The sequence below is a fragment of the Collimonas sp. GW821-FHT07E08 genome (genome assembly GCF_059418905.1).
In genome coordinates this window covers 88,454-103,380 of the sequence record NZ_JBWKQR010000017.1, presented here as the reverse complement: position 1 = coordinate 103,380, position 14,927 = coordinate 88,454, and the positions used below count along the sequence as shown (strand labels likewise).

Here is a 14,927-nt window from a genome sequence, read left to right as displayed (position 1 = left end):
GAAGCGTTGTCCCTCCACTCCGGCACCTTCTAGTTTCCCAGAAAGCGTCATTTCTAACCATACAAGCGAAGCGTATTGCGCCGTACGTTTGATCGACATAAGCAGCATTTTTCTTATCGCTATTCGCCGCAATTAATTTGACGTCGTTTTCTCAGTTGGACATCGCATGCGGCGTAATACGCTGCGCTATTACGCCCTGCCGGGTGCGCCTTACCGCGTTGGTGATCAATCAGGAATATAGAATTCAGACGTAAGAACACTCTTGATCCCGCCAGCGATCAATACCTCCCCGTCCAGTAACAAGGTGGCTGTGTGGCCGCCTCCCGGGAAATTTTGGTGGCCGGTTGATCTCCATATACCAGTACTTGAATCATAAAGTTCCGGTTTTGCCATCCCGCCTCCGGGAGTGGCCAGCACCTTTCCATTTTGTAGTGCCGTGAGGGTAGGGGCGGTCTGCATATAACTTGAGGGCCCGGTCAATGTCCAGGCGCCGGCACCAGGGTCGTAGACCTCAGTCGTATTCAAACTGGTGTTGCTGGCATCGTAGCCTCCTAGAACCAAAACCCTCCCATCTTGCAGCATGGTGATGGCGTGATTGTAGCGAGCACTGTTCATGTTTCCGGTGGATATCCAAGACTCAGTAGCGGGGTTGTAAAGCTCCGCAGCGGCTTGCGCAAGGCCGCCGAAGGAAGGTGCTCCACCAGTTACCAGCACTTCGCCATTTTGCAGCGACACTGCGGTATGGTTGCGGTAACGAGGCTTCTTCATCGATCCCGTGAACGTCCAATTGCGGGTACTCGGATCATAAAGTTCCGCTGTATCCGCGCTGGCGCTGAAGTTTCCTCCTCCAACAACCAGTACTTTTTCATTTGGCAGAAGGGTGGCGGTGTGGCTGGAGCGATTGCGATTCATCGCTCCGGTGAGGGTCCAGATACCAGTTTTTGGATCAAAAAGCTCAGCAGTCCCTAATGTGTTTCCTCCGGTTACTAATACATTGCCATCTGATAGCAGAGTTGCAGTGTGGTTGCTGCGAGGGCTGCTCATCGATCCGGTGAGCGTCCAGACGCCGGTACTTGGGTCATAGAGTTCCGCTGTATCGAGAATGGTGCCACCAGTGACGGCTTGCCCCCCAACAATCAGTACTTTGTCATCTGGCAGCAGGGTCGCGCTGTGATTGAAACGGGTGTGGTTGATATCTGTACCCGGATAAAACGTTCCCGGTCCAGCAATGGCTATAGTAATGCTTACCGCGGTACTGCCAGCGCCATTGAGTCCAGTAATCTTGTAGGTTTGCGCTGCCTGCGGGGTAGTTGGCGTACCGCTGATTTCCCCGCTTTCGGTGTTCAGGCTCAGCCCCTCTGGCAACGATGGGTCGACGCTGAATGCGGTAATGGCGCCTCCAGTGGCAATGGGCAAATTCGGAACGATGACTTTACCTTGCGGATAGATGGCCACTGGCTGGCGATAAGTCAAACTATCAGGTGGCTGCAAAGAATCGGTAATGCTGATCGTCAAGGCCCGCGACACAGCGCCGGCAGCATTGCTGGCGCTGATGACATACGTTGCCGCCGGGTTCACGGTGCTGGATGCGCCGCTGATCACGCCAGTCGAGGAATCTAGCTGCAACCCGTCCGGCAAGGCTGGAGTGCTGCGGAATTGTGTCACTGCACCGCCTTCGGTGTAGGGCAGGTTGGGATTGATGGCGGTATTCACAGGATAGGAAACCGGATTTTCCGCATAGTGCAGCAAGGTTGGCGCCGCGATGGCGGCCGTGACCTCAATTTGCAGATAAGCGGTTACCGCGCCATGCGCATTACTGCCGGTGACGGTATAGATAACCGCGGGGCCGGCCTCGGCAGGCGTGCCGCTGATGACGCCGCCTGACGCGTCCAGTGCCAGGCCGGCCGGCAGGGCCGGTTCCACGCTATAGTTGGTAATCTTGCCGCCGCTGTTGCGTGGGAGGTTCGGTGTGATTGCTTGATGTTGCGTATAACTGGCCGAGCTGACGGCATAGACCAGGCCGGTTGGTGGATTAACTTCGATGCCTGGATCAGAGCCAGAATCACCGCTGCCGCCGCCGCAGCCGTACAGCAAACAGAGCACGGCAATGCCCAAGAGCAAATGCAGCTTCTTGAAAAATTGCCGCGACGACGCAAGCGTCGCCCGGCAATTTCCTGTGATGCCATTCCAATTTAGGGGATGAGTTCGATTCATTTTGGATCCTTACAGTTTGGTCACGGGCTGTTCGGCAATAGAATCGAAAACAATACATATTTACCCTCTAATGAAAATATAGGAATTGTCCTAAAAAATTTGAATGATGAAAAAATGAGGGCGACCTCGGCCATTTGGCCATCTTGGACGACGAAGCCAAGCCCACATCGCCATATTCCGTTTATTTGTTAGAGGGAAGTGAAGGCATCAAGCTCTTGCCGTTTTCCCAGTTAACCGCAAGAGGATTGATCACTTTATTTTCGCCCACCGAAAAATCGCCGTGTTGCTGCGGAATTTTTCCATCGATAGGCACGACAGCGCGCTGCGTGAACCGACCCGCCGCATTATCGAATTCCAGCACATGATATGCACTGGTGTTGTTCCAGTCGGTGGAGGGAAATGCGATGTAATGCACCGTGTATCTCGGATCGTCGAAGCTGCCTTCCACTACATAGCTTCCGTAATGATCTTCGCCTGGAGAAATGATTTTGTATAAGCCATTGTCGTAATAAAATAAAATCGCATCGCGAAATGGTTTTTTGTCATACATCTTTTTGTAATAAAGCCGCTGTATGTGTGTGGGCTTTCCAAACTCGACGCTTAATGTGCCTGATTGATTGCTGTCAGCGCCACCTTCTGCTGCGACGACGCTGGTGCTGCAGGAAAATCCAAGAGTAGAAAAAAGAATGAATGAAGCAAGATGTCCAATTGATTTCATATCGTCTCCTCAAAGTGTCATGGGGTAATCATATTTTGTGCCTGGACCGGCGAGCCGCCACATCCCATTCCCGCAGCGGGTACATACAAAAGCGATTGAGCTGATACTTTGCCTTCAGTTCCTTGATGAGATACTGCAAACCGTAGTTGTTAAATAGATTGCTCCGGCTTGCATGCTCCTCGCGGCCGCAACGCGGTAAGGCGTAGGGCGCCAATAGCGCAGCGTATTGCGCCGTACGTTTGATCGACATAAGCAGCATTTTCTTATTGCTATTCGGCCCAATTAATTTGACATCGTTTTTTCATTTGAACATCGCATGCGGCGTAATACGCTGCGCTATTACGCCCTACTGGGTACGCCTTACCGTGTTGTGGTTTCATGACTAAAGAACGGGTAAGGCCGCAAATTTAAGCTGACGGCCAGCACATTGAAATCGAATTACGGGTTATAGAGTTCCGACGCAAGAGCGGTACCAGCGATCAGTACTCTGCCGTTTTTCAACCGCGTGGCTGTGTGGCGACCAGAAGGCATGGCATGCAGGTCGCCGCCTAGCGTCCAGGATTTGGTACTTGGATCATAGAGTTCTACCGTTCTTGTACGCCCGCCAGTGAGCAGAATTTTTCCATCAAGTAGCCGTGTAAGGGCGGGGTAGTGATGACCATAGTTCGTGGCGTCGGTCAGTGCCCAGGTGCCTGAAGCAGGGTCATAAAGCTGTGCTGTATGGGTTGAGTCGCCCGTGACCAGAACTTTTCCATCTGGCAATGTGGTCATGGCAATGTGGTCACTAGCAGCCCTCGCACTCCCTGTTAATGTCCAGACTCCAGTATCAGGATCATAGAGCTCCGCAGCGGTTCCTTGAACGTTTCCGCCAGCGATCAGAATTTTGCCAGTTTCCAGTAACGTGGCGGCATGACCAACGGAATGAGGGTGATTCATCCCACCAGTGAGCGCCCAGGCGCCAGAACTCGGGTCATAAATCTCTGCCGTTATCGCGGGATATGAGGTAGGTGCATTTATGCGAAAACCTCCAGCAATCAGTACTTTGCCATCTGGCAGGAGGGTAGCGGTATGCTCCCTGCGTGCAAAATTAGGCATTTCGGCGGGTGTCCAGATCTCTGTGCTTGGGTCATAAATTTCAGCGCTTCCCCGCTCGCCGACGTCTCCCCCGACGACCAGTACTTTGCCATCGGGCAGCAGGGTGGCGGTGTGATATTGGCGGGCGTGGCTCATCGATCGGGTGGGCGTCCAGGTGTTGGTATTTGGATCATAAAGTTCTGCTGTATTAGAGTCCCCGGACCCGGAGAGGTCATTTCCCCCCGTCGCCAATACCTTGCCATCGGGCAGCAGGGTAGCGGTGAGGCCGACGCGAAGCTGGCTCATGTCAGGACCTGGCTCAAGCGAGCCTGACTTGACAACGGTGATGGCAATGGTTGCCACGGCCTTGCCAGCGTCATTACGTCCGGTAACGGTGTAGGTTTGTTCTGCCTGCAGGGCAGTTGGCGTACCGCTGATTTCCCCGCTCTCCGTGTTCAGGCTCAGTCCTTCTGGCAACGATGGCTGGACGTCAAATACGGCAATGGCGCCTCCAGCGGCAGTGGGCAAATTCGGAGCGATGACTTTACCTTGCGAATAGATGGCCACTGGCTGGCTATAGGCCAGATTTTCGGGCGCCTGCAAAGAATCTGTGATGGCGATCGTCAGTTCCCGCGACACGGCGCCGGCGGCATTGCTGGCTCTGATGACATAAGTTGTTTCCGGCATTACCGTGCTTGGCGCGCCGCTGATCACGCCGGTCAGGCGATCCAGCTGCAATCCGTCCGGCAAGGCGGGAGTGCTGCTGAATTGTGTGGCCGCACCGCCTTCGGTATATGGCAGGTTGGGATTGATATCTACGTTGACCGGATAGGAAACCGGGTTCTCCATATAACGCAGCAAGGTTGGCGCCGTGACGGCGGCAGTGACTTCGATCCGCAGATAGGCGGTTGCCGCGCCATGCGCATTGCTGCCGGTGACGGTATAGATCGTCGCAGGACCGGCCTCGGCAGGCGTGCCGCTGATGACGCCGCTTACCGCATCCAGCGCCAGGCCTGCCGGCAGGACCGGTTCCACGCTATAGCTGGTGATCTTGCCGCCGCTGTTGTGCGGGACATTCGGCGTGATTGCTTGATGTTGTGCATGACTGGCCGAGCTGACGGCATAGACCAGGCCGGTCGGAGGATTGATGTCGACGCCTGGGCCGGGATCAGAACCTGAGCCCGCACCGCCGCCGCAGCCATACAGCAAACCCAGCACGGCAATACTTAAAAACAAATACAGTTTCTTGAAAAACCTATGCGACGATGCTAAAAGCAGTGCCGCCACCCGATTTCCTGCGATGTCATTACAATTTGAGCGATGAATCCGATGCATTTTGAATCCTTACAATTTAGCCACTGTTTGTCAGGTAAAAAAATCGAAGACGTTACGCGTTCACTTCAAGTGAAAATATAGGAATTTGCCTATAAATTTAATTTCGAGAAATTAGGGGCTTGCATGATCCCGTTACTTTGTCTGCGCATCAGGAATGTTTCTTATAGATTCGGCATGAACGCGATAAGAAAAACCATCGTTTTCGGCGCGGCGGCGCTTGCGCTCGGCCCAGGGCTGCCACAGTCCGCATCGGCTGACGACCTGAAGGTGCTGACCGCCGGCGCATACAAACAAGTGGTAGCAGCCATGGCGCCGCAATTCGAGGCCAGCACCGGCCACCGGATCATCCTGGAAAACGATACCGCCGGCGGCGTGGCCAGGCGCATCGAGGGCGGCGCAGCGTTCGACGTCGCCATCATGACGCCGGACCTGGTCGCGCGGCTGGTCGCCAGCCGGAAAGCGGACGCCGCCAGCGTGGTGGACCTGGCGCGGGTGGGCATCGGCGCCATGGTGCCGGCAGGCGCGCCGAAGCCGGACATCCGTACCGTAGAAGGGTTAAAACGGGCGCTGCTTGACGCCAGGTCGGTTGCCTATATCGATCCCGCCGCCGGCGGGTCCAGCGGGATCTACATGGCGAAACTGTTCCAGCAATGGGGAATCGGCGACGCGATCGAGCGCAAGGCGGTAAAAGTGCAGGGCGGCTACGTTGGCGACCATCTGCTGAACAATGAAGCGACACTAGGTTTCCAGCAGGTCAGCGAAATCCTTGCGGTGAAAGGCGTGGTTTTTGTTGGGCCGTTGCCGGCCGAGATCCAGAATTTCACCGTCTATACCGCGGCCATCGGCGCCGCCAGCAAGGAGCAGGATGCTGCACAGGCGCTGCTGCATTTGCTGGCAGGTCCCGAAACGGCGCGGGTGCTGCAGGAAAGAGGCATGGAAACGGTCAAACCTTAGAATGACCGAATCGCGGTTAACCACATGGAGAACCTTATGCAAGGAAAATTCAAGCCGTTGCTGATGTCCGTATTGCTGGCGTCGGCGGCTTTCTGCGTTGGCGGTGCCAATGCGCAGCCGGTAGCCGCTCCGACAGCCGGCAATGCGGCCGCCACGCCTGACAATGCGCTATTGCTGACCGTGTTCCTGAAACACGACCAGTCGCGCCCGCTTGGCGAGCTCAATGCCCAGCTTGCCAGGCAAGGGTTTTACAAAGCGTTCCCGCCGCCGGGAATAGAGGTAGTAAGCTGGTATGTAACGATGGGCATCGGGCAAGTCATCACGCTGCGTTTGCCGGCTTCCCGCCTGCGCGAGGTAAACCGCGTGCTGGAAGACACCGCCTGGGGCAGCTACAGGACAGAGTTCTATCCTTCTTACGACTACAAAGCGGTAGCGCTGGCTGAGCACAATAAGGCGCAACAAGCGCCTGCCGGCCAGCAATCTCCACAGTAGACGCAGCTTCAATCCCGTCTCAACACTCCGCGCCGGGAGACGGGCCTTATCGCACATTCCTTGTGCGCGCAAACCAGGATTTTTCCAATTTCACTGAAATTTCCTGGTTTTTACTAAAAATCCCTGAAAAAACAGTAAGTCCACTTGCAAAAACAACAGGTCTGATGACTTGCGGGGAAGCCATTGTAAACAACGACCTGCAGCCATATCCATTGCGTCGCAGCATGACGCAAAAGCCTTTGCGGTAATACCACCAAGATACAGGTTGACAGCAAATTTTGTGCACCCTACAGTCATCGGACAACTGTTTCCATGTGGAAATATCGAGGATAGATCACAGAGCGCGACAAAAAACCGGGGCCGGCCATTTTCCGGCACCCAGACCACGCTCGCAACAAGCAAGCCATCCCAATCTATCCAGGAGAATCAAATGAAATCGAAGATGACAAAAGGACTCGCAATCAGTCTTTCATGCATGGCGTTCTCGGCGCATGGCGCCGGGCAGCCGGCAACGGCGGAAACCGGGTTCAGCCAGGCCGCTGCGACACCTGCCGCAACCTGCCAGTACACCACCTGGACCGCCGGCATCAATTATGCGATCGGCAGCGTGGTCCAGTTTCCGGCCAACGGCAATTTCTACAAGGAGGTCAATGCCGGCACCAACGGCAGCGACGGCACCGACCCGACCATCAGCACCTGGTACTGGCAGCCGACCACCTGCAGCGGCCCGGCCGCGCCGCCGCCGACCGGATTCATCTACAGCCCTTATTTTTACTCCGGCGACTATAACGGCGACCAGCTCAACACCACCGTTACCGGCAGTTCGCAAATCCTGCTGAAGGTGATGCCAGCCAAGCTGCAAGCAGTGACCTGGGCCTTCGCCACCGGCAGCTGCGGCAGCGAAAACTGGAGCGGCGTCTCCGCCGCGGCGTTTGCCAAGGCGAATGTGGCCAGCTTCGTCAACGCGGGCAAGAAGTACATCGTGGCGACCGGCGGCGGCGGCGGCAGCTTTACCTGCACCTCGGACGCCAATTTCACCAAATTCATCAAGACTTACTACAGCGCCAACCTGCTGGGCATCGACTTCGACATAGAAAGCAGCCAGACCCAGAGCGACATCAACAACCTGGTGGCGCGGGTATCGGCGGCGCAGGCGGCATATCCGAACCTGCGCTACAGCTTTACGCTGGCGACCGACGGCGGCAACGAAAGCCAGAGCCTGGGCGGCACCGGCGTCAAGGTGATGACTGCGATCCAGAACTACGGATTGAAAAACTACACGATCAACCTGATGACCATGGATTTTGCCGAGTCGGGCCAGGAAAATGCGGCACTGTGCACGCTGAACAGCAGCGGCAAATGCGACATGGGCAAGTCGACCATCGCTGCCGCCGAAAGCCTGCACAACCATTGAAAGGTGCCGTACAGCCAGATCGAAGTGACGCCGATGATAGGCGGCAACGACAGCATCGCGGAGACGTTCACTTTGGCCGATGCGGTCACCGTGTCGAACTATGCCTTGTCGAAAAAACTGGCCGGCGTCCATTTCTGGGCCTTCTCGCGCGACCGCGATTGCGCTCCGCCGAGCTCAGACAACAACTCGTCCGGCACCTGCAATGACTATGGCAAGGCGGGCACGCTGGGCTACACCAACAAGTTCATTTCGGCGCTCGGGCTGTAGCCGGGGCCATGAAGGCCGGCCATCGGGCGCCGCGGCGCGATGGCCGGTCATCTGCAGCGCCGGCAATCGGCAATCATCCATCGTCGGTAAGCCAAGACCACCGTAACCCATATTGGAATCCATTTTGAAAACTACTCCCATCCGATATCTATTAAGAAGCATCACACCTGTCTTCATCGGCATGTGCCTCCTGAGCAGCTGCAGCGACGGCGGCAGCGCCGGTTCGGCGACGGCCGGCGCCAGCGCAAAGGCGGCTGCCAACGCCGGTTCCCCTTACGGCGGGAAAGCCTGGCCGCTGCCGGGAACGATCCAGGCCGAAGACTTTGACAGCGGCGGCCAGAATGTCGGCTACTACAACCCGGGCAATGCCAACCAGGGCGGCCAGTACCGCAAGACGGAAGGCGTCGGCATCGAAGCGGCCTCCGATACCGGCAGTGGATATGACGTCGGCTGGACCACCGCCGGCGAATGGCTCAACTACACGGTCAATGTGGCGGCTGCCGGCACCTATGCCACGCAAGTCCGGGTCGCCAGCCAGGGGCAGGGCGGCACTTTCCACTTCAACGTCGATGGCGTCAGCGCCACACCGCAGCTGACGATCCCGGATACCAAAGGCTGGCAGAACTGGCAAACGCTTTCCAGCAATATCACCTTGAGCGCAGGCCAGCACGTGATCCAGCTGCACCTGGACAGCGTGGTCAACGGCGGCCTGGTCGGCAATTTCAACTGGTTCAGCATCGGCAGCGCGTCGACCGTGGTCGACGCCAGCACCATAGACGGCAGGCACATGTTCGGTTACCAGGGCTGGTTTGCCTGTAACGGCGACGGCTCGCCGCTGAGCGCCGCCGGCAACGGCTGGCGGCACTGGGCGCCAAGCGCAACGCCGAACCCGCAGAACGTCAGCGTCGACATGTGGCCCGACATGCGCGACGTGCCGGCCGGCGAGCGCTGCAATACCGCGTTCGTCATGCCCGACGGATCTCCCGCAACGCTCTACAGCGCCTGGAACCGCAGCACGGTCAACCGCCATTTCGAGTGGATGAAGGCGTATGGCCTGGACGGCGTTTTCCTGCAGGAGTTCGTGGTCGAGCTGGCGCCGGGTTCGGCCGACCGGCGCTTCCGCGACGGCGTGACGGCCAACGTGCGTGCCGGCGCTGAAGCAAACGGCCGGGCCTGGGCGGTGATGTACGACATTTCGGGAGAAAAATCGGAGAACATCATCCCGCGCATCAAGGATCATTGGGCGGCGCTGGCGGCAGACGGATCGCTGGCGTCGAGCCGTTACCTGCACCAGGGCGGGCGTCCGGTCATTTCGATCTGGGGCATGGGATTCACCGGCCACAACGCGACGCCGGCGCAAGCGAACGAATTGATCGACTGGTTCACCAAAAACGCGCCCGACAACCAGCGCGCCTTCGTGATCGGCGGCGTGCCTTCGCGCTGGCGTACGCTGGGCGACGACTCGCTGCAGGATCCCGCATGGGCGGATGTCTACCGCCGCTTCGACGTCATCAGCCCCTGGACCGTAGGCCGTTATGGCGATGAAGCCGGCGCGCAAGCCTGGCGGCGCGACGTCATCGCGCCGGACCTGGCCGAGGCCAAACGGGTGGGGCGCCGCTACATGCCGGTCATGTTCCCGGGCGGACGCAACCTGCCGCGCAAGGGCGGCCGTTTCTGGTGGACCCAGTTCTACGAGTTCAAGTCGGCCGGCAACAATATCTTCTACACCGCCATGTTCGATGAAGTGGACGAAGGCACGGCGATGTACAAGGTGGCTCCCGACAAGTCGCTGATCCCGACCGAACCGCCGGCGTCGACCAACCGGCCGCCGTTCATCACGCTGGACGCGGATGGAGAAAGCCTGTCCAGCGATTTTTACCTGCGGCTGGCGCGCGAGGCCAACCGCGTACTGAGCGGCGCCCGCACGCTGGAGCCGACACGGCCGATCTCGCAGTAGCAAGACGCGCAGGATGTTGCATTGCCAAAAGCATTGGGACATCCTGCCGGCGTTTTTTTCTGCCTGATGCCTGCACGAACTCCGATTATGTACTATCATTAGTTACATGAGAAGAGACAGCAAACTTTCATCGATCCTCCACGTGCTGCTGCATATGGCGCACGGCGAGCGTTCATTCACCTCCGAAGAACTGGCGGTCTACCTGGACACCAATCCGGTGCTGGTGCGGCGCGTGCTGGCCGGTCTGCGCGACCGCGGCTACGTCGGCTCCGGCAAGGGCCACGGCGGCGGCTGGACCATCACCTGCGATTTGCGCACGGTGACCTTGCACGATATCTACGAAGCGGTCGGCACGCCGACCGTATTTGCGATGGGGAACCGGGTCGACCATGCGGAATGCCTGGTCGAGAAGGTCGTCAACCAGTCGTTGTCGAGTGCTTTCGACGCCGCCGAAGCCTTGCTGATCGAGCATTTCAAGGACATCACGCTGGCCGACCTGTCAGAGCGGTTCAACCTCCAGTACGCGAAACACAAGGAAAAAAACTATGCCCATCCCTCATCCAAAAAATGAGTTCGACGCGATCGTGGTCGGCGGCAGCTATGCCGGCCTGTCCGCGGCACTGCAGCTGGCACGGGCGCGCCGCCGCGTGCTGGTGATCGACGCCGGCCGGCGCCGCAACCGCTTTACCCGTCATTCGCACGGTTTCCTGACGCAGGACGGCCGCGACGCCGCCGCCATTGTCGCCGAAGGCCGCGCGCAGCTGCTGGCGTATCCTACCGTCACCTGGCGGGATGGCACGGCAGTGGCAGCCGCCGCCGGCGACGATGGCTTCCGCCTGGCTATGGACAATGGCCAGCAGCTGCATGCGCGCCGGCTGGTGCTGGCGACCGGCGTGGTCGACGAATTGCCCGAAGTCGAAGGACTGGCTGAGCGCTGGGGCCGCAGCGTATTCAGCTGCCCCTACTGCGACGGCTACGAACTCGGCCAAGGCAGCATCGGGGTGCTGGCGACGGGACCGCTGTCCATCCACCAGGCTCTGATGTTGCCCGACTGGGGCAAGACAACGCTGTTTCTCAACGGCGCCTTGGAGCCCGATGGCGAGCAGTTGGCCAGCCTGGCCGCGCGCGGCGTGGCGATCGAGCCGGCGCCGGTGGCGCGTATCGCAGGCAAGGCCGATGTGGTGCTGGGCGACGGCCGCATCCAGCCGTTGGCCGGGCTGTTCGTGATGAGCCGCACCCACGCGGCCAGTCCGCTGGCCGAGCAGCTGGGCTGCGCATTCGACGACGGCATGACGGGGATGTTCATCCGCACCGACATGCAGAAGGCCAGCACCGTGGCCGGCGTCTACTGCTGCGGCGACGCCGCGCGCATGGCTCCCGGCGTGGCCGCAGCGGTTGCCGACGGCGTCATGGCGGGCGTGGCTGCGCACCGGTCGCTGATCTTTGGTGCAGTTGCTGCTGCCTAAAGCTTAGAATACCCGGCTGACAAAAACCAACGCACGAATTTGAATGTTCTCTGCGTGCGCGACATCGTGGAAAAAATGGAACATCTGCCCGCAACATCCGACGTGGAAATGGTGCGCATCCCCGCCGGGACTATCGCATTGAGGGACGACCGGACCGGCCGCAAATGGCTGGTCGAATTGCAGCCCTTTGCCATCGGCCGCTATCCCGTCACCCAGGCGCAATATGCGGCAGTGACGGGGCAGTCGCCATCGGCATATGCCGCTGCACAGTCCCCGGTGGAGAATGTCTCCTGGATGGACGCCGTCCGTTTCTGCAACATGCTGTCGAGGGCAGCCGGCCTGGGCAACTGTTATGCAATCGATGAGGATGGCACCAGCGCCACCCTGGCCGCCGGAAGCAACGGCTACCGGCTGCCCACCGAAGCCGAATGGGAATACGCATGCCGCGCCGGGACCAATGGCCCGCGCTATGGCGAACTCGTCGATATCGCCTGGTACCGGGACAACTCCCAGGGCCGCACGCACGAGGTCGGGCAGAAGCAGGCAAACGGCTGGGGACTTCACGACACGCTGGGCAATGTCTGGGAGTGGTGTGCGGACCAGTACGACCCGGAGGTCTATGGCCCGTATCGCGTATTCCGCGGCGGCGGCTGGTCTGACCTCGAACGAGGCTGCCTCGCCACCAACCGCCGCCGCAGCCATCCGACATTTGCCATCGACGACCTTGGCTTCCGGGTTGCCAGATCGTTTGACGCCAGTCGAGCGTGATTCGGCGCGCCTTGCTTGAAAAAAAAGCAGCATGGGCTTCTTTGTGTTTCTGGCATAATTGCCTATCGTCAATTTAAAGGCGAATAAATCATGGCTCAGACCAGACAGGGGACAGCCGGCAGCTTGGATCACATGCTGCTGACGAATGTCCTTTCGATTTTGGAACATCAGGCGGGAACCGGGATGCTTTCCTTTCGCGCGGCCTACGATATTTATGTGGCGATTGCGAAGGACCTGGGCGTCGCCTTGCCGATGAAAGAACTTGCAGACATCGGACACCGGCTTGAAGCGGCTGGATTGAAGATGTCTGGCATGTAACCTGAGAAAATCCGCCCATGACATTCCGCACAGTCAACCCGCCTGGGGCCACGATCCCGGGAATTTCGCAAGCGACGATTATCGAGAGCGGAAAGCTGCTGCTGCTTTCCGGCCACGTGCCACTCCGTGCCGACGGTTCCGTTGCCGGACCGGGGCTCGAAATCCAGCTTGAACAGGTTTTTTCCAATATCGAGGCGACCCTGATAGCCGCCGGCAGCAGTTTTGGCAATGTGGCGCGGCTGACGATCTACGTGCGCGATTTCAAGCCTGAGCTACTTCCGGTGATACGCTCCGTGCGCGATCGCTTCATCAATACGGCGCACCCGCCGGCCAGTTCGCTGATCGGCGCGGCGGCATTGTTTCATCCTGATGTGCTGGTCGAGATCGATGCGATTGCGGCAATCCCGGGCTGATCATCGGCTAGAGAAACAGGGGCCTTATACGGTGCAGCTGGAAACGGCGGCCGACGCCTGGCGCCCGGCGCTTTCGTACAGCGACTGCCCAAGATCCCGGAAGGCTGCGATGCGCTGCTAGCCTGGCGCTCGAAAGTTGCAGAACTGCCTAGCGTAAAAAACCGTAGCGGCCAGGCGTTCGAGCCTGAGGACCCGCGCCGCCTCGGTTTTTGACCGGATTGCCGGCTGCCGTCCTTCGCACATGAGGGGGCGGCAGCCGGGCCAGATAGTGGAGCAAATCTTATTTGCGGCTGCCCAGTTCCATGAGCATGCGGGTCAGCAGATAAAAGCGCGGCGCCACGCTGTCGACTTCGGCGTACTCTTCCGGCGTGTGGATGCCGCCGCCAACAATGCCGAAACCATCCAGCGTCGGGATTCCGACGCCAGCCGAGAGGCTCGAATCGGCTGCACCGCCGCTGCCTTCAAGCGTCAGTTTTTTGCCCAGTTCGCCATAGATCGCTTGCGCCTTGGCGGCCAGCGCCTCTGATTGCGGGTTGGCCGGCATCGGCGGGAAACCGCGGGTCAGGCGCGTCGTTACCTGGGTATCGGGGATCAGTTTTTTCTCCGACACTTTGGCCAGGTCTTTTTCGACGCGGTCGAACTCATCGGGAACCGCAACACGCACGTCGCCAAAGGCGGTAGCGTGATCTGGAATGACGTTGGTCGCGCCGCCCGCGTTTATCACGGTAAAGTTGACCGTAGTTTGTTTTTCGCGATTGCCAAGCTGGCCGAGCTGCAATATCTGATGCGCGACTTCCATCGCCGCATTGCGGCCGCTGTCGGGCGCAACGCCGGCGTGCGCTGCCTTGCCGGTCACTTCAACCTTCACCGTGCCGCTGCCTTTGCGCCATACCACCAGGCCGTCGGCCGGCCGGCCCGGTTCGAGGTTAAGCACCACATCGTGCTGTTTGGCGACTTTTTCGATCAGCGCGCGTGAACCGGCCGAGCCGGTCTCTTCGTTCGAGTTGAGCAATAAAGTAATCTGCGCATAATCTTTAAAACCTAGCTGTTGCAGGATTTTTAACGCATACAGGCCGGCGACGATGCCGCCTTTGTCATCCATGACGCCAGGGCCGTAAGCGCGGCTGTCTTTGATGTAAAACGGCTTTGCTGTGGCTGTTCCGTGCTTGAAAACGGTATCCATGTGCGCCATCAGCAAGATTTTTCCTTTGCCGGTTCCGGTGAATGTCGCCACCACGTTGTTGCCATTTGCGGGCGCCGCTGCCGGATAGGTTTCAACGCGCGCCCCGATTTTTTTTAATTCTTCGATCACTATCCCGCTGACCTGGCTCAATCCCGGCTCGTCGCCGGTGCCGGTATCGATATTCACCAGACGTTCCAGCAGTTTCAAGGCTTCGCCCTTGTATTGCTCGGCTTTTTCATAAACCTGTTTGTCGGGTTCGGCAAAAGAAGGGGGAGCGGCTAAACCAAGAGCTATGCCTAAACCCAGGCTTGACATGAATGCGGATCGTGCAAAATGAAACATTATTGTGACCTC

The 14,927-nt window shown here is 58.6% G+C and carries 15 protein-coding genes; 10 read left to right on the top strand and 5 right to left on the bottom strand.

All coding sequences use genetic code 11. From position 1 onward, the window contains the following. Nucleotides 1–225: 225 nt before the first annotated feature. The 4 genes from AC07RZ_RS20440 to AC07RZ_RS20425 all read right to left on the bottom strand — a co-directional run bounded on the left by AC07RZ_RS20440 (nt 226) and on the right by AC07RZ_RS20425 (nt 5,341). Entirely contained in the window at nt 226–2,214 is a 1,989-nt protein-coding gene (locus tag AC07RZ_RS20440) for a putative Ig domain-containing protein (protein WP_494669346.1), read from the bottom strand. Nucleotides 2,215–2,395: 181 nt separating this feature from the next. Next, nucleotides 2,396–2,932, bottom strand: a complete 537-nt coding sequence (locus tag AC07RZ_RS20435; protein ID WP_494669345.1) for a hypothetical protein — start codon at nt 2,930–2,932, stop codon at nt 2,396–2,398. A gap of 28 nt (nt 2,933–2,960) precedes the next feature. Further along, the gene (locus tag AC07RZ_RS20430) at nt 2,961–3,182 is read right to left on the bottom strand and encodes a hypothetical protein (RefSeq protein WP_494669344.1); all 222 of its coding nucleotides are present in this window, start codon (nt 3,180–3,182) and stop codon (nt 2,961–2,963) included. A gap of 188 nt (nt 3,183–3,370) precedes the next feature. After that, the gene (locus AC07RZ_RS20425; protein ID WP_494669343.1) at nt 3,371–5,341 is read right to left on the bottom strand and encodes a putative Ig domain-containing protein; all 1,971 of its coding nucleotides are present in this window, start codon (nt 5,339–5,341) and stop codon (nt 3,371–3,373) included. Between the two features lie 174 nt (nt 5,342–5,515). On the opposite strand from AC07RZ_RS20425, the gene AC07RZ_RS20420 reads away from it, so the two are divergent. From AC07RZ_RS20420 to AC07RZ_RS20375, 10 genes are all read left to right on the top strand, one after another. Further along, nucleotides 5,516–6,295 carry a molybdate ABC transporter substrate-binding protein gene (locus AC07RZ_RS20420; protein ID WP_494669342.1) on the top strand — a complete coding sequence of 260 codons (780 nt, stop codon included), beginning with the start codon at nt 5,516–5,518 and terminating at the stop codon, nt 6,293–6,295. A gap of 36 nt (nt 6,296–6,331) precedes the next feature. After that, nucleotides 6,332–6,787: a hypothetical protein gene (locus AC07RZ_RS20415; protein WP_494669341.1), complete on the top strand. Its 456-nt coding sequence runs from the start codon at nt 6,332–6,334 to the stop codon at nt 6,785–6,787. A 430-nt stretch (nt 6,788–7,217) separates the two neighbouring features. After that, entirely contained in the window at nt 7,218–8,201 is a 984-nt protein-coding gene (locus AC07RZ_RS20410; RefSeq protein ID WP_494669340.1) for a glycosyl hydrolase family 18 protein, read from the top strand. 3 nt (nt 8,202–8,204) lie between these two features. Further along, nucleotides 8,205–8,468, top strand: a complete 264-nt coding sequence (locus AC07RZ_RS20405; protein WP_494669339.1) for a hypothetical protein — start codon at nt 8,205–8,207, stop codon at nt 8,466–8,468. Between the two features lie 124 nt (nt 8,469–8,592). Further along, a complete protein-coding gene (locus AC07RZ_RS20400) occupies nt 8,593–10,425 on the top strand; it encodes a carbohydrate-binding protein (protein ID WP_494669338.1) in 1,833 nt (610 codons plus the stop codon). A gap of 106 nt (nt 10,426–10,531) precedes the next feature. Further along, nucleotides 10,532–10,996, top strand: a complete 465-nt coding sequence (locus AC07RZ_RS20395) for an RrF2 family transcriptional regulator (protein WP_494669337.1) — start codon at nt 10,532–10,534, stop codon at nt 10,994–10,996. Then, on the top strand, nt 10,971–11,891 hold the full coding sequence (locus AC07RZ_RS20390; RefSeq protein ID WP_494669336.1) for an NAD(P)/FAD-dependent oxidoreductase: 921 nt from the start codon (nt 10,971–10,973) through the stop codon (nt 11,889–11,891). Before AC07RZ_RS20395 ends, AC07RZ_RS20390 begins: the two co-directional genes overlap by 26 nt. A gap of 54 nt (nt 11,892–11,945) precedes the next feature. Beyond that, a complete protein-coding gene (locus AC07RZ_RS20385; protein WP_494669335.1) occupies nt 11,946–12,659 on the top strand; it encodes a formylglycine-generating enzyme family protein in 714 nt (237 codons plus the stop codon). A gap of 90 nt (nt 12,660–12,749) precedes the next feature. Further along, nucleotides 12,750–12,977, top strand: coding sequence for a hypothetical protein (locus AC07RZ_RS20380; RefSeq protein ID WP_494669334.1), 228 nt, complete (start codon nt 12,750–12,752; stop codon nt 12,975–12,977). Nucleotides 12,978–12,994: 17 nt separating this feature from the next. Further along, nucleotides 12,995–13,390, top strand: a complete 396-nt coding sequence (locus tag AC07RZ_RS20375; RefSeq protein WP_144737906.1) for a RidA family protein — start codon at nt 12,995–12,997, stop codon at nt 13,388–13,390. Nucleotides 13,391–13,670: 280 nt separating this feature from the next. Here the strand turns inward: AC07RZ_RS20375 and AC07RZ_RS20370 are convergent, their stop codons facing one another. After that, a complete protein-coding gene (locus AC07RZ_RS20370; protein ID WP_494669333.1) occupies nt 13,671–14,888 on the bottom strand; it encodes a M20/M25/M40 family metallo-hydrolase in 1,218 nt (405 codons plus the stop codon). Nucleotides 14,889–14,927: the final 39 nt, after the last annotated feature.